Raw genomic sequence first — 20,029 nt, 5'->3', positions numbered from 1 at the left:
CCTATAAATTATGTTCAAATCATTTTATTCGCATAGTAACAAGACCTGATCAATCAAGCTACGTAAATTCAACATTGAGTTTCTAGCATTTAGTCGATAATAGTTTTTTGTTCCCTCCTTATGTACACTTACAATGCCAGCATTCTTTAGTACACTAAGATGATGAGATATAGCAGGACGAGATAGATGGGTGTGCCGTTCAATTTCCCCCACTCGCATGCCCAGATTGTGTGCACCCTGAGCCAGAGAAATTAAAATAGATTGCCGTGTTTCATTACCAATGGCCACAAGTACGTCCTGATTCCTTTTAAAATCGTGCGTAATTTGACTCGTCGTATCCTGCTCCATTGTTTTCCTCCTTAGTAAGCCGTCTAGCAATGAATATAAATAGATTAACATAAGGTTCAGATCGATATTATATTGGTAAAGAAAATCAAGATCATTAATTGAACACCCGCTTAAATAGATATGAACCAATAACAGGTTACTGCTCTGCCAGAAAAGGCAGATCAGTAACCTGTTGCCAGCTACAAGACAAGCCGCCTATGTCCCTGCCATCCTATCCAATAAGCCGCGAAGCATAACAAAAGACATTTGGCAGCGTTCGACTTGGTGTTTAATCGTTTCTAGTGTTTGAATGTACCGACCCTCAACGATTTCGTCAGACCACTCTTTCAGCATTGTCGTTAAGCATACCGGAGTGGTCTCCAGATGAAATTGTAGCCCTAGAATATTATCGCCATATCCGAATGCTTGATGCTCACAAGCTTCTGAATACGCCAGCAATTTGGCTCCTTTTGGTAAATCAAAGGTATCTCCATGCCATTGAAACGAATGAAAATACATGGGCATCTCATTAAACCAATGATGTCTATCTTCAGTACGAATGACTTGATGCCAGCCGATTTCTTTATGAGCAGCTGGGTACACCTTACCCCCCAGCAATTCAGCAAGGAGTTGGGCTCCGAGACAGATTCCTAGTATTTTCTTCTCAAGTTGAATAGCCTGCCTAATAAATTCTTTTTCTTGGATTAACCACGGATATCGATCTTCTTCATATGCACTCATCGGACCACCGAGAATAATCAGGAAATCCATAGAGTTAATTAACTCCTCAGGCATTCCTGTAGAAGGGTCATGAATGTGGAGCTGATGTCCGTGCTTGTGGGACCAATCCTTGAAAACGTCTATATCGTCGAATTCAAAGTGTTGTAAAGCGATTATGTTCATGTGATAATTTCCCCCAACAACTCTCATCGTGCTTTAATCCGTATTTTATTCCGTATGATATTAGATTCTAGAACGGTTCCGATTTCGGTAGCCGAGTTCTTTGGAAAGCATATTTGCATATTTCATCGTATATTGGCTGTATTTTTCGATGTTAGTCTCGGTAAACCTAAGCGCAGGTCCTGCACAATTCAGTGAACCTATTACCGTATTCTCATAAGAAAATATAGGAGCGCCTATTCCGGTTGTTCCTACTGTCGCCTCTCCCGATGTAATCGCATAGCCCTGCTCACGAATAATTTCAAGCTCCTGTTCTACATATTGGCGAGACATCGGCTTTAATGAAGGAATCGTTTGCCAGTTTACATTTGCAAGGAGTAAATCCCTCGTTTTTTGAGGGAGATACGCCAAAATAACTCTATTCGAAGCCCCAACAAATAAAGGAAGACGCAATCCGATCGGCTCCGATATTTTTAGTATTTCCGGAGAATCAATACTATCGATATAGACACCTTCTGCATTTTCTCTAGTAGCCAAATATACCGTTTCATTCGTTTTACGAGACAGTTCCTCCATAAAAGGCTTTGCGACCGAGCGAAGCATTAGACTATCCCACATCAGGAAGCCGTATTTCATGACTGACAAGCCTAGCTTGTACTTCTTATTCTTTGTATTCTGTGAAACGAACCCATGCTGCGATAAGGAGGCCAATATTCGGTGGACGCTTTGAACCGGCATCTCCAGCTCCCTGCTTATTTCAGTTACACTCATCTCCTTCTCGTTTCCTTGAGGGACAAGAATATCTAAGATATGAATGGCTTTAGTAATAACACCGGACAAGATCATCACCCCAATTTGGATTACTTAATCTATCACAAGCGAGCTTTAAGCCGGCCTATTGTGGAGACCGGCTGAAGCCAATTACAGAATGTAAAAAGAACCGATTCCAATCACCAGCACGAGTATGGATATCGCGCTGCATAGATACGTATGAAACGTGCTGCTTCCTCTGTTTTTCCAAGCGAAAGCAAGCTGCCTAACGGCAAAATAGATGCTAATCGCATTTCCGACATACACGGCGAGTTTAATCATCTCCATCACTGGAGAATTGCCTCCAGCTTCTCCATGATGCGAGTGCATAGTTACGGAGGTCCCAGCAAGAAAAGAAGCTGACACTAAATGGGCAAGATGCAGAAGCAAGACGGCCCCAACGGAAATGAGCGATAATGTCGAAAACTTCATAGAGCTACCCATCCGACGAATACGCTGAACCATCAGACCAGCTCCTTTAGCTATGACAGCTGCTCGTTTTTAATTCACTGCTGCAACCCTTTTTCTTAGTTGAAGAAGGAGGAAGATTAATTGCAGGACTTTGATTAAAGAAGCCCACCGGCTTCAGCATAAAACCAATGTATGCTGCTGGCATCACTGGCCAGTCCTCAGGACGCGGAATGTGAGTGTGACCCATCGTATACCAAACGACAATATCCTTATTCGCAACGGGCCGGTCCTGCTCCACCCAATTGGACAATCCGGTCCCGCCGATATGCTGATTGGGATAATTTCCTGCTGCATAAATTTCATCTTCGTTATAAGGCGTAACCCAAAGATGATGTTTGATGAAGCCGGCTCGTTTAATTAAGCTAGAATTTTCTGAGGCGAACGGAAAGCCATTTTCACCGGTTACAATTTTATAACCAACGGATTGTCCCCAATCATTCTTCACATTGTCATTAACAATTTTCCAGTAACGAGCCGTTTCCAGCTTGATGTCTCGAACCGCTTGTTTTTCCGTTTCTAACAATGTAGATTTCGCATAAAATGCATTCTCACGGGGATTCCCTTCACCAATCTCTTCAGGTACCACGTTTACTTCATAAACGGAGTTTTCATTGCCATCTATCGTCATATCCATTCTAACGTTAAAGAAATGCTGATGATTAGGAGCATACAAATCGGAGCCGATCATCGTACCATATTTAGGCACTTCACCCGGATGCAGGCCCGCCGTAGACAAAATGCCTGTCAATTTAACTTCGAATTGAATATTGCCGTCTTGGTATAGATACCAAAAGAAGCCGTACTCATAATTGGCAACAGTTGAGATAGAAGAGATGACCAGTCGGCGTGAGCGTCTGACCTCTACATCGTTTGTCCGCCAATTCGTATGCTTCCATAGAATCCCATAATCCTCCTCATGCATACAGATGGCGTTAGGAATGACAAACAGCTCCCCTTTGCTATTCGCCATAACCCCATCAAAATATTTAATATATCCAACGCAATCACACCCCAGCTGCAGGCTATTTGCAAGCTGACCAATGCCGTATTCCCCACTGTCGAATGCATTTTTCCGGTTTTGAATGGGGCCCGGATCACCATAAGGCACGACCATCTCCGAGAGTGCCGCCCGATAAAGAATAGGTCTCTCTCGTCCTTGATCATTATAAGAAACCGTATGAAGGGTTAGGCCTTCTCTAGCATTAAAGCCGATTCTTAGCTTCCAATCCTGCCACTCCACCTCATGACCATTTATTGTAAAGCTCGGACCTTCGGGTTGCGTAATTTCTATCGGCTTGATACCCGTTCGTAGCGAACCTATTCTATCGGGTGTGTAATTAGCTTCTTGTGAAGGAATTTTTGTATACTCATATTCCTCTACACGTATGACCTCCATCTTATTTAAGTCCACAATCGGAATAAGAGGAAGTGGACGGGCATAACCGTTATCCTTCTCATCATTGCGGAGGAAACAAAGTGGACGAGCCAGCCGCAGCGTAGCGTCCTCCTCACTTCCCCAGTTACCAGGAGACCACAGATCAACCATAACAAGCTCCGGTGTCTTGATACCCAAACGATCTAACGCATCAAGGAATAATAAGCTTTGCTTAACCGCCAATTCACACTCGAGCTGTTCATCCAACATGATAGTCGGCTGGACACCAGGTACGTGTTCCCACGACACTACGACATTACGGTTTATAGAAACTATTGCTTCGTAGACTGCGTTATCTTCTCTATTCAATACGGTAATGAATGCTTCCCGGTCAAACGTCTTTGTAGGATTAAAGTTCAATACCTCTTCTTTTCTAGGCTCCTTCAGTGCTACTGAAACAAAGCGGTCAGCATCAGTCAATTGCTGCTGGCTCTTTAGAATCTGGACGGCTGCAACAACCTCATCAACATTAAGCGGCTCCAACGGATGATTACCAAGCTTTACGGTTTTCTGTGTCATATCGTTTTTCCTCCCTTAATTAATGTTAACTTATATGACACATAATAGACCCATTTTCACGATATTCAAATCATGTTTTCCCGAATAACGAGATAATTACTAATTATTTTTCGATCTTCCCACTATTCAGTATATGTTATTTAATATAACACTAAATTATATATTTTTATCAATTTCTCTCCATGCGGGATAAATACCTTTCTTTTTTGTTTAAATAATGAAATTATTGTGTTAGATTAAATAACATAACTTTGGGAGTGGATCGCTATCGCTAGTCATTTTAATCACACAGGAGGTGCACGTATGCACAAAGCTAAAAAAGTGAGAATAACAGCAATTGGTTTCCTGACACTGCTATCGTTGTGCTTCCCATTCACCGCTTTTGCAGCGAGCGAAGCTACAGCCATTGATACAGGAGACAATGCATGGGTGCTTGCTTCCACCGCATTAGTCCTGTTGATGTTCCTCCCTGGTCTAGGTCTTTTCTATGGATCCATGCTGGGGCAAAAGAGTATTATTTCGACCATGATGATGTGCCTTGCAAGCTTAGTTTCCGTATCCTTTATATGGGTGCTTTGGGGCTATACACTCACATATGGACCAAGCTTGAATGGAATCATTGGAGGACTTGACTATCTAGGGTTCAAAAATGTCGGTGCTGATCCATTGGGTTCATTAACTATCCCTCACCTTACCTACGCTATATTCCAGTCTCTGTTCTGCGCCATTACAGTCGCAATCATAGCGGGTGCCGTCGTCGAACGAATGCGTTTCTCCGTTTGGATTATCTTCTCCGCAGTCTGGGCTACCCTCATTTATGTTCCGATGGCCCATTGGGTTTGGGGCGGTGGCTGGCTCTCTACAATCGGAGCACTCGATTTTGCCGGCGGATCTGTCATCCACATTCTTTCCGGGGCAAGCGCATTAACTGCCGCCTTAGTGCTCGGACCAAGAAAGAGCTACAAAACAAACTCCACTTCCCCTCCTCACAATTTGGTGTTCTTCTTGGTTGGTGGCATGTTGCTTTGGATTGGATGGTTGGGCTTTGACGGTGGAACTGCTTTAGGAGCCGGAGCATTAGCTGCACTCGCTGTTTCTACAACACATTTCGCTGCTGTAGCCGGGGTTATAGGCTGGCTAGCTATGGAATGGATGATTAGAAAAAAACCAACTCTTGTCGGAGCAATCACCGGCGCGATCGCAGCTATGGTCGCTATCACTCCAGCAGCTGGCTACGTCTCGGTCCCTTCGTCATTATTGGTTGGCGGATTAGGCGCCATTATTTGCTACTGGGCCATCCATATTTTTAAGACAAAGTTGAAAATCGATGATACTTTGGACGTTTTTGCCCTACATGGCATTGGAGGGATTTGGGGTGCTATTGCTACAGGCATCTTCGCAAGCAAGGCCGCCAACCCCGATGGAAACGATGGATTAATTCACGGTAATCCGATTCAGGTTTATCATCAGCTAGTAGATGTCGGTGTAAGCCTAGTTCTCGGTGTAGCAGGTACGTTCATTATTCTCAAAGCCATTCAACTGTTTACACCACTTCGCGTTACTGAACAGGATGAATTGGAAGGATTAGATCTCAGCCAGCACGGTGAAAAGGCTTATAACAGCTTTGAACCTGGCACAAGCGACTCTTATCCTCATAACCCAACGGTCATGAACGCCAATTTGGAGCATACGCTTCTTAAGCCAGCCAGTTCAAAGGTATAAGTACGCACACGTTGTATATCTGATATCTTTGAGGAGAGAACACAATGAAAATGTTAAGCATTATTGTACGGCCTGAAATGGTTAGCAGTGTAACCGTAGCCTTGCATGGAATCGGAGTTACCGGAATGACTGTAACCGACGTAAGAGGTCAAGGCATTCAAAAAGGTACAAGAACCTTTTATCGGGGAGTCGAATACAAAACAGACTTCGTACAGAAGAGCAAAATTGAAACCGTCATTAGTGATTCTCTATACGAGAAAGCCATAGAAGCTGTGATCGAATCCGCACGAACCGGACAGATCGGTGACGGAAAGATATTTGTAACTGAAGTTCTCGACGCGATTCGAATTCGTACGGGAGAACGCGGGGATCCTTCACTTCACTCCTAGAAGAGGCTGTCCCATAAGTGAATTTTAAGATCACTTCAGAAATAGTTCACTTCGATCAAGAATGACGTTAGAACAAAAAGGTGTTGGTGCAGGAGGTTATTCCTGTGCCAACACCTTTCGTTTTTGATCAACTGCAGACATCTCATACTTCCGAAGACGGGGTAGTAGATCTCGGCGGATTGTACGGATGGCTTTTTTCAGTGGTTTGTCTTTGGGTTTTTCTTCTAGTGAGATCTCCAATTGTTTGACAGCCGTTTCTAACTTTTCGCTTGTGAGGGTTGCAGCATCACCGAGCTCCAGAAGGTCTTGTCCGTGAAGCGCGCTATCTTCTTGTTTCTCCGCTGTTTCAATCGTCGTAAATAACGTTTGTACTTTTTCTTGTAGCTTCATTTTATGCTTTACCACGGCTTTTCCCCACACAAAGGTGTAACGGTTCGCATTTGCTTCTATTTTTGTACCATCTACAAAATAATGTTCCAACGACACGTACTTCTCTTCTGCCAAAATCTTGAGAACGGCGGTAAAAACCTTCTCCAGCACGGCTTTCATCCGTTCAGAGCGAAACCGATTAATGGTGCGAAAGTCTGGACGTTGCCTGCCTGCAATCCACATGAAAATGACATTTTCACGCACGGCTTTAGCGATTTGCCTTGAAGAATAGATTCGCTGCGTATAGGCGTAAATGATAATCTTGGTAAGCATTTTAGGATGATAGCTATCTCGGCCACCACCTGGATAGGCAGCGTCGAAAATGTCATCGCTTAACCGATTGACGGCTGCATTGACGATACGGGTAAGATGATTTTCAGGAATGTCATCCTCAAGATCCATTGGCAGAAACCTCATCTCTAAAATGGTTGCTCGACACTTCCATTTTACCAAAGAGAGGTTTCTTTTTTGTTTTTTCTGGTCTTAATCGATGATAAAAAGAGGGGAAGTATCTCCTGTAGGAGCGAAGCGTTTGTCTTTGAGATCGTGAAATCTCCTTGTAAAGAGTTTACCCATTCAGATTTCACGATCTCAATAACAACCGGAAGGAGATACATCCCCGCAAAACCATAATCGATATAAAAAGGAAGTAGCCCATAAGTTTATCACTTATGGGATAGCCCCTTTCAGTTATGAATAATTTCACTTGTTTAATCCAATCTTCAAGCCCGATTCCACTAATATCTCTCGCACAGCTTTCATAATTGCCGGCGATCCCGGTGTGTCACTATGAACACATACCGTTTCTATCGTACCATCTTCAACCACTTTTAATGCCCTCTTAGCCATTTCATCTGGATGGCCTATTTCTTCCAGCGTCCACCCAAACATTTTAACCTTCTTATCATTGTATGGTCGATCTGCGAAAAACTCACTGACTACGTTAAGCTTCGCTTCTTTTGCTGATTTATAAAGCTCGGAATCGGGAAGCGTGTAGATATCCAATTGCGGATTATAAGCCAGAACAGCTTTGACGGTCGCCTCACTGACTTCCCTCTTCTCAGCAGCCATCATGTACCAAGCTCCATGAGGCTTAATATGAGACATCGTTAATCCCGCAGCCTTCAGAAAACCATCAAGCGCACCCAACTGATAGAGTACGTAATCATAAATCTCCTGTGCTTTCACATTCATTTCCCGTCGCCCAAACCCCACCCTATCAGGCAATCCCACATGAGCACCAACTCTCACTCCATAGTGAGCAGCCAACGCCACAGATTCACGCATTACATGCGGATCACCCGCATGAAAACCAGTAGCTATATTCGCCGAGCTAATCAGAGGCATAAGCTCAGTGTCCGCCCCATATTTGTATAACCCAAAGCTTTCGCCCATATCACAGTTAAGATCTATCATTTTCTCCATTTGACTCCCACCTCAATTTAGTCATTATTTTGTAATCGCAGCTAGCCTTTGACCTGCCTGAACCCCATCTCCTGGCTTCACATTCACGGAGTAAATCACACCCTCACAAGGAGCCAGCTGAGAGAATTCCATCTTCATGCTCTCTTCGATAACCAAGACCTCCCCCTTCTTCACCCACTGTCCTGGCGAAACCATAACCTTCCAAACACTTCCCGGCATCGAACAGAGAACCGGCACCGTCCCTTCTGGGAGCTCCTCCTCTTCGGAAGCCTCTACAGCCTCTTGCTCAGAAATGTACTCATCTAGACCAAGCTTCTTCCAATTATCTTTTTCCGCCTTAAAAGCGACTTGCTGACGAGAGCGAAAGACTTCCGCACTTTCCTTAATCGATTCCAAGAAATTCAAATATTCCCCTAAATCAAATGTCGTTTCAGTAATATCTACTTCATATCTTCCTCTTAAAATATCTTCACGAAGCTTAAGCAGCTCATCTGGCTCCACCGGGTAGAACTGGATTTGGTCAAAAAACCTCAGCAGCCAAGGCTTACCTCGCTTAAAGCTTTTTGTATCCCGAAGTCTGTTCCACATTTGCACAGTTCTTCCAACAAACTGATACCCCCCTGGTCCTTCCATCCCATATACCGCCATATAGGCACCACCGATAGCTACAGCGTTTTCCGGCGTCCAAGTACGTGCAGGATTGTATTTCGTCGCCACAAGACGATGTCTCGGATCAGTCGGCACAGCACAGGGAGCACCCAAGTAGACATCACCCAAACCTAGAACAAGATAATTAGCGTCGAATACAATTTTTTTGACATCATCGACATGGTCCAACCCATTCATTCGTCTAATAAAATCGATATTACTCGGGCACCAAGGTGCATCAGGCCGAACATTGTTTTGATAACGTTCAATAGCCAGCCTCGTTGCCGGATCATCCCAAGACAGAGGCAGACGCACAATACGTGACGGCACGGAAATCGATTCAAGCGGCGGCAGATTTCTATCTAATTCCAATATGCTCCTCGCAGCTTCTTTCACCGTCATTTTTGATGGGTCAATGTGGACCTGCAAGGATCGAACACCAGGCGTCAGATCAACCACAGGAATAACACTTGCCTGAATAGACTGCATTAAAGCTTGAACTTGAAAGCGTAAAATTAAATCAAGCTCCATCACCCCATATTCAACCAGCAAGGTTTGATCGCCAGCACAACGAATAGTAAATGGGAATCTGCGATTTTCTACTTCATTTACGAGCAGCGGATAAGCCTGTGTTATCGATGTATCCGCTAACGGCAAAGCCCGCTCGAACTCTACCGGATGACCTTCACCTATTGCACGTATATATTTCTCTTGATCGTTTCTCATTGCTTCAGATTGTTCCAAAGTCAGTAATCGAAAAGAAATTTTATCTCCCGGATGAAGCTGCCCCAGCTTCCAGAATTCCGCAGTAGCCGTTGTTGCCGGACATACAAATCCACCAAGACTAGGTCCGTCAGGACCAAGAAGTATGGGCATATCACCCGTAAGATCTAACGTACCGATTGCATAAGCATTATCATGAAGATTAGAGGGATGAGAACCTGCTTCTCCCCCGTCTTCTCGGGCCCAAAGCGGCGCAGGTCCAATAAGACGAACACCAGTACGAGAGCTATTAAAATGGACTTCCCATTTCGTTTCTGTAAGCTGAGCCAAATACTCCGGTCTCAAAAATTCCTCCGTGCAGTGCGGACCCGGAATAATTCCTATGGTCCATTCTCGCTGCATAGTGGGTCTATAGATCCCTGTAAGCTCATTAAGCACTTTAGGCTCAGCAACTTTATTGATCCCGATAACATCTCCTGTGCGCAACGCTCGACCACCATGACCACCAAATCCTACTGAAATACCGAGTGTAAAAGTAGAGGCACTCCCGAGTATTTGGGGCATATCAAATCCGCCATCTACGAGAAAATAAGTACGCATTCCTTCATTAGCTTCACCAAAGGTTATAGTTTGACCCCTCTTAGCTAGGCGGGGTTTATACATAGCAACGGACTGCCCATCAATCTCCGCCTGCATATCTGCTCCAGTCAAACAAAACCACCTATCATCTCTAAAACGGTAACTACCTCCGCGCAAAGTCAATTCTAAACCCGGAGCAGTATCCTCATTCCCTAACAGCTTATTCCCAATCCGGAAGGACAGTGGATCCATAGGACCGCCAGGCGGTACCCCAACATCCCAAAAGCCTATTCTACCAGGCCAATCCTGCACCGTTGTTTGAACTCCTCCATCAAGAACTTCTAACGCCCTCTCAGCGGGCTCAAAGCCATTAAGCATTTGAGTATAGACGTTCCCAGACCTGCATTCCTTATCAGAAAGTAAAGCTTGCACATATTGAAGATTTGTCGTGATGCCGTACAATCGAGTTTCGTCAATTGCACGAATTAGCCCTTCGATGGCTTCCTCTCGGGTTCCACCGTGTACAATAATTTTAGCCAGCATCGGATCGTACAGCGTCGTAATCGTCATTCCGTCACGCACCCACGTTTCAACCCTTGCATGCTCGGAGAATTTCGCTTGATCCAATTGCCCAGCACTCGGGCGGAAATCTTGTAGACAATCTTCTGCGTAAATACGCGCTTGAATACTATGACCCCTCGGCTCCGAGAACTGGGATTGCAGATCCCTCAGCTCATCCGCCGCTTCCCGAACCATCCATTCTACAAGATCTATCCCAAGCACTTCTTCCGTTACGCCATGCTCTACCTGCAGTCTTGTATTTACCTCTAGAAAGTAGAAATTTTCACTTAATGGATCATAAAGAAACTCTACAGTTCCAGCACTGCGATATCCCGCTTCTGCCGCCAAGCGTTTGGCAGCCTCCAGAATTTCCTCGCGTACTTCTGAAGGCAAGTTAGGTGCCGGACTCTCTTCAATCACCTTCTGATTGCGGCGCTGTACGGAGCAGTCACGCTCTCCTAACGCAACAATTTCTCCGAAGCGGTTTCCGAAAATTTGAACCTCGATATGCCGAGCTCTAGTAATATATTTCTCGAGAAACACACCACCGTTTTTAAAGTTAGTTTTAGCTAAGTGACGAACGGAATCAAACGCCGCTCGAAGCGCATCCTCATCGGCACATACACGCATCCCAATCCCACCGCCGCCAGCCGTGCTTTTAAGAATGACTGGGTACCCAATCCTCGCAGCTTGACTAACTGCCTCAACTAACTCTGTAATAAGCTCTGTCCCTGGCAGTAGGGGAACTCCAGCTTTTACCGCAATCTCTCTAGCTGAATGCTTAAGCCCGAACATTTGCATTTGTTCAGATGTAGGGCCAATAAATACAATCCCATGCTCCTTGCAGGCCAGAGCAAACTCGGCATTCTCACTCAAGAAACCATAGCCAGGATGAATAGCCTGCGCACCTGTATCAATCGCCGTTTGTAAGATGATGTCCGCGTTGAGATAGCTCTCTTTAGCAGAACCCTCACCGATTAACACAGCTTCATCGGCATTTTCTACATGAAGACTATCTTGATCAGCTTGTGTATATAAAGCGACAGAGGAAATGCCAAGCTTTTTTAGTGTTCTTTCTATGCGAACCGCAATAGCACCCCTGTTGGCGATCAATACTTTTGTAAACATAGTTATCTCTCCTCTAGCGATCCCAAATATAAAGCTGGACTGGGGTCGGATTATAGTCATTACAAGGATTAAGTAGCTGCGAACAGATGCTCATGAGCACCAAAGTCCGACATTGCGCCTGAACCTCTACGTAAGATCCTGGAGGGGAAATGCCATCTACAAATGTAATACCACCCTCAGGTGTTAAAGGGACCTTCGTGAAAAAGTTGATGTTGGGAGGCAAATCCCTTTTCGTTAAACCATAATTATTTTGCGCCATCTGAAGCAGATAAGTATCTCTACAGCTTTGGTTGTGAAGCTTATCATGGCCGTAACGAACAGTGTTACTCTGAGCGGAGCAATAACCAAACCACAAATCATGGTAGCCCACCGTATCCGCGACAATTGTCACCAACCCCTTACCCGACTCAGCTAGCAGAGTTGAACCTGTCGTCGCATAAATCCTGCCTTCCTCTTCCATTGTCGCCACCGCACTGAAATGGTCCTCAGTATTATCGGCATCATAGAACAGGGCATCCACGGCTTGATTTCCTTCGAGATCAATAATCCGAAGCACCTGACCAGGCTCTAGCTCATAGGTCCATCCCTCTCCTGACAAGATGACCTTACTGTAAATGGCATCCTCCACTTTACGCAGACTTTCAACTTTATTTAGAGCATTCATATTTACTCCTCCTATCGAAATTTGCACTTAACGCAAGGAAAGGTATTCCCAAGTGTTCTCGAATGCACGCTTGTTCTCCGGCCTGCGATTAACACAATAATCAAATTCACCTATAGGCATTGCGTCGAACACTTCAAATCGAACAGGTACGGACGGGTACTGGGATCTTGGGTCATACGGGTTCGGAGTATTAGAAAGAATAAGCAGAATATCCATTTCCGAACGCAAAGTTACCGTCGACCCTTGTGGGCAGTGTCCTTCTTGAAAGTGTAAGCCCCCATTCTCGTCACATACGATTTTGGAGAATAAATTAACGGTTGGACCTAAATCACGTTGACCCAAGCCGTTTCTTACCAGCTCAATCCCCAAATTCTCTTCGCCGCTATGAAGCCTGTCATTTCGCTGTATTTGAAAATTAGTTTCGCCATACTTCATCTCTGTTTTCTGCCGTTTGGTATACCCACCAATAGGATCATGCCACCCAACACTGTCATCAATGAAGCTCACCAAAGCTCGTCCGTTATCTCCTAGAAGCAAATCACCTTTGGTAAAACGGGAAATAAACTGCGCCTTCATCGTATCTGACATGTTATAGCGTTCATCCAAATCGTTCGCATTATAGAGCAGCATGGAAACATTCGCCCCCTCACCAAGCGCTGTAAATCGAATCTGCTTCCCTTGCCCGACTATGCCGGACCATTTCCCTCCGGGTGGAATGGTTCTGGTACAAATTCTACCCATCTAGTAATCCCCCTTTATATTAATTGAATATTCAATCTATTTATCTTAAACACTAGTCAAATTTATTCCAGACTACCTATAGCAAAGATTTATTGAACGTTTGTATGTCGATTTCTATAGCCTAACTCCTTCGAAATGAGCTCTGCATATTTTTTCACATAGCTACCGTAATTCTCAACAACTGAAGTAGCAGCGAGATTAGAGGAACATGTACAATTCAAAGATCCAATAACCGAGTTGTCATAAGAAAAGATGGGAGCTCCGATCCCGATTGTCCCCTTTGTGACTTCACCGTAAGATACCGCATAACCCTTACTACGAATGACTTCTATTTCAAACAATAGATCTCTCTGCCTTTGGGTCTTTAATGTCGGATCAACCATTCTATCCCCATTAATGATAATGGCCTCCCGTATCTTTTGTGGCAAAAATGCTAACATCGCACGATTTGAGGCACCAACAATAAGAGGAAGCGTTAAACCGATGGGCTCGGAAATGATTAGACTCTCCAAAGCATCAATTCGATCGACATACACCCCCGCGTCATTTTCCACTTTAGCTAGATATATAGTAACCTTCGTCTTATCGTACAATTGTTCCATATACGGCCTTGCAATCGAACGCATATACAAACTGTCATGCATCATAAATCCATACTTCATTACTGATAAGCCTAGCTTATATTTTTTTGTTTTTTTATCTTGTGATACAAACCCATGATCACTCAAGGTACTTAACAAGCGGTACACACTTTGAACAGGCATTTGGAGTTTTTTACTTATTTCAGTTACACCCAGCTCCTTTTCATTACCTTGAGGCATGAGGATGTCCATGATAAGGATGGCCTTTGAAATAACAGCAATTTTTTGTGTCGCCATCTGTTATACCTCCCAAGTGAAACTGAATTTTGTTAGCTAACCACAAAATGTACCTGTTTCAATTCCTAAAACATTATTACATGTAAGGTTTTATACCTCCAATCTAACTACAAGAGTTAATTATAACTACATACAGAATAAACTCTATACTAGGTATAGAGTCAATACATCTATTGAAAAAACAAAAATCCAAACGCTTGGACTTCTGATTCTAGTCCATTAGAATTTGGATTTCTGCGATTAAATCCACTTCACCCTCGGATTTGAACCGGTTAGGTGCAGAGAATTCATATATTTTTCCTTGCGTTTTAATTTGATTCTCTAATAGATAGCGATATAACTGGTGATAGGGTTTCATATAATTTCGAGGAGAAAATTGAAAGGCAATGGTCATATACTCACCCTCGGGAATGGTGAGATGTGATATTTCATCTGTTTCCGACAGCATTACACTGTTCTTAGCAACAGGTGAGAACATAGCTCGATATTCAATGTCCTCTGTTTTCTCGTAATCCTTCATCTCGTAGATACAACCATATTGACTGGGAATTAAACCGCCTTTGCTTTCCACAACAGAACCTAATTTCCTCATATACAAATCTATCATATCGTAGGGACTAAGCTTCTCCTCGCATTTTACCACGATGACTTGCCTTTCTGTAATTCTGCGCTTTATGACAACATCTAGCTGCTTCAATTGCAATTGTTCACCTAGCTGTATTTTTTGTTGTCGCAAGAGGGTTTTTGCTTTTTCCAATTCTCTAATTTTGTTATCAATAATCTCTTCTTGGTTGTGGAGGAATTCATACATGTTCTCTGAAGAGCCTTCTATAATTTTTTTGATTTCCAATAACGGCGTGCCGATATTTTTTAAGTATTTGATCACATTCAGAAAAATAATTTGTTGTTCAGTATAATAACGATATTTATTATTGGCATTGATGTAGGTAGGCTTAAACAAACCCATTTTTTCATACAGCCTAAGTGTCTGCACTGATATATTATTTAGCTTAGCCATCTCACCAATACTAAAATAGCGATTCATTCCCCCATGCACCCCCTATCAATTACACTATTTCTATGAATTACGGCTATTTGTTCCTAAATCATAACATAATCCTTAATCGCCATGCGTGACACAATAAAGTAGGGGAACCATTTTCATGGCTCCCCTACTTATCAAGCTGCAGTGCCTCTCAATTAATGCCCATTCCCCTTAGCTCTCACCTTAATCTCAAGTGCGTCACTAAGAGTGATGCCGTTCAAGGTTACACTAGCCGTGATCGTCGAATTCCCTATACCCGCTATCGTTACCTTCCCCTCTGTGTTCACCGTCGCAACGGTAGGGTTGGAACTGAGATAGGTGACAGCCCCGTCGTTCACACGCACTTTTTTTCCTTTACCGTTGAAAATCTTCACGTCCAGCTTCACATTCTGGTTTAATTTAACTTCTGTTTTGTTCGCAGAAAGTACTAAACGCGTCGGCACATTGATCAGTTCCCGCAGAACCACATCATCTACAAAAACAGAATCGCTCCCGACTTCCCTTTTTGCGTAAACCTGTGCACTACTGTAATTGGAAGGCACAATGAAGGATACGCTCCCTTTACTATATGCGGTATCGTTCATCGTAAACGAATACTGTCCAACCACTTCGCCACTTCCGCCCTTTAGCACAATTCCGATTTCCGCGTTATCCCCCTGTGTCAGTGACTTAGACCATCCACTAAGCTGATAGGCACTTCCTTTGTTTAACTCAGCAGTGATCGTTTGCCGTGCTCCTCCTGAATCAGGACTAAGAACAAGAGCACTTGCATCGGAATTTGCCACCAACGTTGTGCCGAGAGCGTGCTTTACTTCAGCATTGCCAAAGCGTTCCCAGTTGACATCGCCAAATTCAAACCCTCCGTTGTATATCCGGTTTGTTCCTGTTTTGAGCTCTGCCACCGCTTCTTTTGCTCCATTGATAGCGTCAAACCAAACACTGCTTACACTATTAGGAATCATCCAGTCACCACTGCCAGCAGGTTCATTATAGTACCAGACGACTTCATCAGCTGAACGGAGCGCATTCTCGAGAGTGTCTCTCATAATGGTTGGGTTCATCGGGTAATTGTTTATCCAATGCTCGTTATATACGCCAAAAGAGATATAGGAATTTGAGGCATATTTACTTCTCAAATCCTCCGGAATAAAGGTATTATTGCTGTATTCGTCAGCCAATTCATATTTACGGTATTGATATGCATCTTCAAAATCTCCCTGAGAACGCAATAAATAGAGCTCGCCACCGTCAATCACCTTCGGATGGTTTACGGAAGCTTCGGCCGCTTGCATCATCCCGATGAAAAAGGGTCCCATCAGATTGACTGTTCCAACCCCATTTTTAACGAACCAGTCCGGCTTATTCGGGTCTGTAATATACGGCCCATGCAGCACCAGAACGGAAGCATTGGGTATTTCACTCATTATGGCGTTCATCATCTGCCTGCCTCTATCGCGGGCTTTATCTTGATATTCCTGCAGAGACTTTTCCTTATAAAATGACGTTTGAGGATATGAAGTGAATCTACCGAAATACTCCTCATTATCGTAAAGAATGCGTGTAATTCCAACCTTTTTAGCAGCACGGGCGAAATTTTTCATGTTGCTTTCGACTACCGCCCAGCCTTCGTCGTCAAATAGATCACCTGATTTTCCAGTCGTATCCGCAGGATCAGAAGGGCGATTGGAGAAAACCTCCAAGTAGTTTTTGTTCACCTTCTTAAATAAGCCTTTAAGTACCTTGAGCTCCTCAAACATCGTCTCATAAGAGACTGACTGCCGGCTCATAAGCTTGGAAGAGAATGTTGGAGTAATGGTTATGCCATCGAAGGGCAACGATTCGATATGATTAATATTTTCCTTCACTTTAGCCGGCCATGTGGTAGCCGCACCCGGATGCTCCAATAACAACAAATCGGGCTGTTTTTTGGTTGGTTCGTTCAAAATCGTTCGATTCGTTCGCTGTGGAACCTCTTCAGTGCTCTGAGCACTCCATTTCGTAACAGTAAAGTCATCCACAAAGACCCAACCGGCTCCTGGTTCTTTCCAAATGACAACTGTCGCCTTCGAGAAGCCTACCGGAGCAGTGAAATATACGGTGTAATCTTGATAGCTGGAGGAATCAACCGTTATGCGGCTGCCCTGCAATCCAAGCCCCGGTACATCCCAGAAGTTAATTCCGACCACATTCAACTCCGCCGGACCGACTCTTTTCCCCTTAAATGTAAGCTTATAGCTTTGACCCGCTTCTATATCGACGGTCTGCTCGCGGCTGCTAGCATTAACCTTCAAAGCTTGACTACCACTTGCAGCATCGCTGGTGAGCTGTTCAACAGTATCTGGCCAACTCAAATCCCAACCCGCAAGCCCATCCTCGAAGCCAGGGTTTACTACGTAATTAGGAAGCTCCACCAGCATGACATCATCTACATAAACCCAACCGGTTCCGGGTTCTTTCCAGATGACAACCGTCGATGTTGAAAAACCGACCGGGGCAGTGAAATAAATTTCGTATTCTTTGTATTCGTTCGAATCAACGGTTACACGAGCTCCCTGAAGTCCGAGTCCTGGGACATCCCAGAAATTGATGCCGACCACGTTTAGCTCCGTGGGTCCTTCTCTTTTAGCCCAAAAAGTTAATTTATAGCTTTTACCTGACTGAACCGACACCGTCTGTTCTTGACTGCTTTGGTTAACTCTGATCGCCTTGCTTCCACTATGCGCTCCATATGTGACTTCCACGACGGAATCCGGAAAAGAAACGTCCCAATCGCTGAGATCATTTTCAAAGCCGGGATTCTGGACAAGATTCGGATTGCTGCCTAACACCGAGGCTTGCTCATTCTCCTTCGCCCAAGCTCCCGTGGGAACTGAAATCGTAGTCATCATTAATTGTAGGATTAATATAAGGGCCGTCATTTTTGAAAAATGTCTTGTTGTGGGTATCATTCGCATTGTCATCTACTCCCTTCAACTTTTCAGGATAGTTTGATCAATTGCCCACCATCAACAACCAAGCAATGGCCAGTCATGTAACGCGATTCATCGGACGCCATGAACTCCATGCATGCATACGCTTCGCTTCCTTCACTTTGTCATTAGATCGTTGATTCTTTCCCCCAATTGTTTTCTAGCCCACTCAAGCTTGTGATGATCCTTTGTCCAATTGTGCCAATCCGGGCCAACACTTTGAGATATTTCAAGTGCCCATTGTTCATGTCCGAGGTTTTTGAGAATCTCGATATATTCATAATCCTCGATTCCCTTTCTAATCGCTTTAAGCCTGATAGACGGAACGACGCCGTCAATGCCGACCTGCTCTCCAGGATAAACAAGCATCCCCTCGCCGTTAAACTCCATACCGTCCGCCCTTAAGGTAAGAACGTCGTGCCAGGGATCCTCCGTCCAGAAGTCGACCCTCCAATACAGAATACCCGTCATTCCAAGACTTTGGTTGATAAACCCGGGTTGAATCCGGTATTCGATCGGATTAAAATCGATTTGCCATTTGGGAGAGTAATCATCCTGAACACAGCAGTTATAGGACCATACCTCATCCCCCTTGGCGAGCACCTCTTGTATGCGATCTTTATCGTACTGAAGAGGAAGGATGACCCAAATATCAACAGCAGACCTGCCACTTCCCGAACCGTCGTCATAAAGCTCGGGAACGGGCGCCATCGTAATCAGGTTAGCTACCCCAGCCTCGTGAAGATTTCTGGCCCAAGCTTTAATCGGCTCATACAAGCTTGTGTAATGTCCTATCTCGTCGGCAGTATAGTTGTAAAGAAACAGGTTCGACGGATGTGCGCTAGCGGCAGCTTGAATTTCTTCCACAGTCGGAGGCGGGGGCATAACGCCGTTGAAAGTGTCCGCCTTGCTCCAGAATCCGAGTCCTGAGCAGTTGACTCCATACTTCTCTATCCATTCCCCTTCACTAGTTGGAGCTGCACCTTTCTCTTCCTCGCTCAAATTCCATTGCTGGCACATGAGCTTATGCTTCAATAGCTCTTCTACCGTGCTTTTCTTTCTGCTGCTCCAGATTAAAAAGGTAGATTTCAATGAAGGTTTCAATGGAAGCTCGAAATTCCACACCGTCAAGGAAATTTGGCCGGTCACCTCACCATGTTCGCTTGAAACGATATAGCTACCCGAATAGTGTCCTGCCTCGGCATCCCTCGGCACTTGAATGTCCACCCAAATTACTTGATTGCTATTATTCTCAAGCGCAAAAGGAACGGCTATTAATTCGCCACCAGAAGGAGGTTCATTCGTGGCCGGGTCAATAAAAGGAATCAGTGCATCGGGATACCATCCAGGTCCCTCTGGTAATACGGTTCCCCTCTGCGGACTGGATTCACTGATATAGACATAGTGCTCCCTGTACAGGGTAAGATTAGATTTAGAAATAAAGGAGTCACCGGTCCCCTTCAGGTCGCTGACTACAAAATGGACATTGCGGTGTTCTCCCTCCGGCGCTTTGAGCGCAACTTGAAACGATTCATATTCACCTCTTGCGGCGAAAAGTTCTATATTTAAGCTTTCTCCCGCCGGATCGTCCTGTCTGACTCTTTCCTGACTCGATGCGGTCCATACCGATAAAGACAACGTTTTTTGTGTATTTGCCATTTGTCGT

General features: G+C 44.4%; 15 protein-coding genes and 1 pseudogene. 2 read left to right on the top strand and 14 right to left on the bottom strand.

The features are described 5' to 3' along the window. Positions 1–24: 24 nt before the first annotated feature. From KCTCHS21_RS10795 to KCTCHS21_RS10775, 5 genes are all read right to left on the bottom strand, one after another. Entirely contained in the window at positions 25–348 is a 324-nt protein-coding gene (locus KCTCHS21_RS10795; RefSeq protein WP_130607580.1) for an ArsR/SmtB family transcription factor, read from the bottom strand. A gap of 195 nt (positions 349–543) precedes the next feature. Further along, entirely contained in the window at positions 544–1,230 is a 687-nt protein-coding gene (locus tag KCTCHS21_RS10790; RefSeq protein ID WP_130607578.1) for a type 1 glutamine amidotransferase, read from the bottom strand. Between the two features lie 60 nt (positions 1,231–1,290). After that, positions 1,291–2,073 carry an IclR family transcriptional regulator gene (locus KCTCHS21_RS10785; RefSeq protein ID WP_232058236.1) on the bottom strand — a complete coding sequence of 261 codons (783 nt, stop codon included), beginning with the start codon at positions 2,071–2,073 and terminating at the stop codon, positions 1,291–1,293. 75 nt (positions 2,074–2,148) lie between these two features. Continuing rightward, a complete protein-coding gene (locus KCTCHS21_RS10780) occupies positions 2,149–2,502 on the bottom strand; it encodes a hypothetical protein (protein ID WP_130607573.1) in 354 nt (117 codons plus the stop codon). A gap of 13 nt (positions 2,503–2,515) precedes the next feature. Next, complete coding sequence (locus KCTCHS21_RS10775) at positions 2,516–4,462, bottom strand: primary-amine oxidase (RefSeq protein WP_130607571.1); 1,947 nt, start codon at positions 4,460–4,462, stop codon at positions 2,516–2,518. Positions 4,463–4,765: 303 nt separating this feature from the next. On the opposite strand from KCTCHS21_RS10775, the gene KCTCHS21_RS10770 reads away from it, so the two are divergent. Both KCTCHS21_RS10770 and KCTCHS21_RS10765 read left to right on the top strand, forming a co-directional pair. Beyond that, entirely contained in the window at positions 4,766–6,184 is a 1,419-nt protein-coding gene (locus KCTCHS21_RS10770; RefSeq protein ID WP_130607569.1) for an ammonium transporter, read from the top strand. A 44-nt stretch (positions 6,185–6,228) separates the two neighbouring features. After that, a complete protein-coding gene (locus tag KCTCHS21_RS10765; protein WP_130607567.1) occupies positions 6,229–6,573 on the top strand; it encodes a P-II family nitrogen regulator in 345 nt (114 codons plus the stop codon). Between the two features lie 141 nt (positions 6,574–6,714). On the opposite strand, the pseudogene KCTCHS21_RS10760 reads toward KCTCHS21_RS10765, so the two are convergent. The 9 genes and pseudogenes from KCTCHS21_RS10760 to KCTCHS21_RS10715 form a co-directional block, all read right to left on the bottom strand. Continuing rightward, positions 6,715–7,419 (bottom strand): annotated as a pseudogene (locus tag KCTCHS21_RS10760) (transposase); the annotation flags it as partial. Between the two features lie 285 nt (positions 7,420–7,704). Then, positions 7,705–8,427 carry a LamB/YcsF family protein gene (locus tag KCTCHS21_RS10755; RefSeq protein WP_130607565.1) on the bottom strand — a complete coding sequence of 241 codons (723 nt, stop codon included), beginning with the start codon at positions 8,425–8,427 and terminating at the stop codon, positions 7,705–7,707. 24 nt (positions 8,428–8,451) lie between these two features. Continuing rightward, positions 8,452–12,066: an urea carboxylase gene (gene uca, locus KCTCHS21_RS10750; protein ID WP_130607563.1), complete on the bottom strand. Its 3,615-nt coding sequence runs from the start codon at positions 12,064–12,066 to the stop codon at positions 8,452–8,454. A gap of 13 nt (positions 12,067–12,079) precedes the next feature. Then, positions 12,080–12,730 carry a DUF1989 domain-containing protein gene (locus KCTCHS21_RS10745; RefSeq protein WP_130607561.1) on the bottom strand — a complete coding sequence of 217 codons (651 nt, stop codon included), beginning with the start codon at positions 12,728–12,730 and terminating at the stop codon, positions 12,080–12,082. Between the two features lie 27 nt (positions 12,731–12,757). Continuing rightward, on the bottom strand, positions 12,758–13,471 hold the full coding sequence (locus KCTCHS21_RS10740) for an urea amidolyase associated protein UAAP1 (RefSeq protein WP_130607559.1): 714 nt from the start codon (positions 13,469–13,471) through the stop codon (positions 12,758–12,760). Positions 13,472–13,560: 89 nt separating this feature from the next. Continuing rightward, positions 13,561–14,349: an IclR family transcriptional regulator gene (locus tag KCTCHS21_RS10735; RefSeq protein WP_130607557.1), complete on the bottom strand. Its 789-nt coding sequence runs from the start codon at positions 14,347–14,349 to the stop codon at positions 13,561–13,563. Positions 14,350–14,560: 211 nt separating this feature from the next. Continuing rightward, positions 14,561–15,394 carry a MerR family transcriptional regulator gene (locus KCTCHS21_RS10730; protein WP_130607555.1) on the bottom strand — a complete coding sequence of 278 codons (834 nt, stop codon included), beginning with the start codon at positions 15,392–15,394 and terminating at the stop codon, positions 14,561–14,563. A 155-nt stretch (positions 15,395–15,549) separates the two neighbouring features. After that, a complete protein-coding gene (locus KCTCHS21_RS10725) occupies positions 15,550–18,348 on the bottom strand; it encodes a carbohydrate binding domain-containing protein (protein WP_162309310.1) in 2,799 nt (932 codons plus the stop codon). A 132-nt stretch (positions 18,349–18,480) separates the two neighbouring features. After that, positions 18,481–20,022 carry a DUF4091 domain-containing protein gene (locus tag KCTCHS21_RS10715; protein ID WP_157994015.1) on the bottom strand — a complete coding sequence of 514 codons (1,542 nt, stop codon included), beginning with the start codon at positions 20,020–20,022 and terminating at the stop codon, positions 18,481–18,483. Positions 20,023–20,029: the final 7 nt, after the last annotated feature.

Origin of the sequence: Cohnella abietis (assembly GCF_004295585.1) — a bacterium.
Lineage (GTDB): Bacteria > Bacillota > Bacilli > Paenibacillales > Paenibacillaceae > Cohnella > Cohnella abietis.
Note: the sequence above shows the minus strand (reverse complement) of the source record. Positions and strands in the feature narration are given on the sequence as shown.

Excerpts from the sequence above, each read along its gene's own strand:
- KCTCHS21_RS10765 (WP_130607567.1), top strand. The coding sequence starts at position 6,229 with ATGAAAATGTTAAGCATTATTGTACGGCCTGAAATGGTTAGCAGTGTA.
- KCTCHS21_RS10770 (WP_130607569.1), top strand. The coding sequence starts at position 4,766 with ATGCACAAAGCTAAAAAAGTGAGAATAACAGCAATTGGTTTCCTGACA.
- KCTCHS21_RS10775 (WP_130607571.1), bottom strand. The coding sequence starts at position 4,462 with ATGACACAGAAAACCGTAAAGCTTGGTAATCATCCGTTGGAGCCGCTT.
- KCTCHS21_RS10785 (WP_232058236.1), bottom strand. The coding sequence starts at position 2,073 with ATGATCTTGTCCGGTGTTATTACTAAAGCCATTCATATCTTAGATATT.
- KCTCHS21_RS10740 (WP_130607559.1), bottom strand. The coding sequence starts at position 13,471 with ATGGGTAGAATTTGTACCAGAACCATTCCACCCGGAGGGAAATGGTCC.
- KCTCHS21_RS10730 (WP_130607555.1), bottom strand. The coding sequence starts at position 15,394 with ATGAATCGCTATTTTAGTATTGGTGAGATGGCTAAGCTAAATAATATA.
- KCTCHS21_RS10795 (WP_130607580.1), bottom strand. The coding sequence starts at position 348 with ATGGAGCAGGATACGACGAGTCAAATTACGCACGATTTTAAAAGGAAT.
- KCTCHS21_RS10735 (WP_130607557.1), bottom strand. The coding sequence starts at position 14,349 with ATGGCGACACAAAAAATTGCTGTTATTTCAAAGGCCATCCTTATCATG.
- KCTCHS21_RS10780 (WP_130607573.1), bottom strand. The coding sequence starts at position 2,502 with ATGGTTCAGCGTATTCGTCGGATGGGTAGCTCTATGAAGTTTTCGACA.
- KCTCHS21_RS10745 (WP_130607561.1), bottom strand. The coding sequence starts at position 12,730 with ATGAATGCTCTAAATAAAGTTGAAAGTCTGCGTAAAGTGGAGGATGCC.
- KCTCHS21_RS10715 (WP_157994015.1), bottom strand. The coding sequence starts at position 20,022 with ATGGCAAATACACAAAAAACGTTGTCTTTATCGGTATGGACCGCATCG.
- KCTCHS21_RS10755 (WP_130607565.1), bottom strand. The coding sequence starts at position 8,427 with ATGGAGAAAATGATAGATCTTAACTGTGATATGGGCGAAAGCTTTGGG.
- KCTCHS21_RS10790 (WP_130607578.1), bottom strand. The coding sequence starts at position 1,230 with ATGAACATAATCGCTTTACAACACTTTGAATTCGACGATATAGACGTT.
- uca (WP_130607563.1), bottom strand. The coding sequence starts at position 12,066 with ATGTTTACAAAAGTATTGATCGCCAACAGGGGTGCTATTGCGGTTCGC.
- KCTCHS21_RS10725 (WP_162309310.1), bottom strand. The coding sequence starts at position 18,348 with ATGCGAATGATACCCACAACAAGACATTTTTCAAAAATGACGGCCCTT.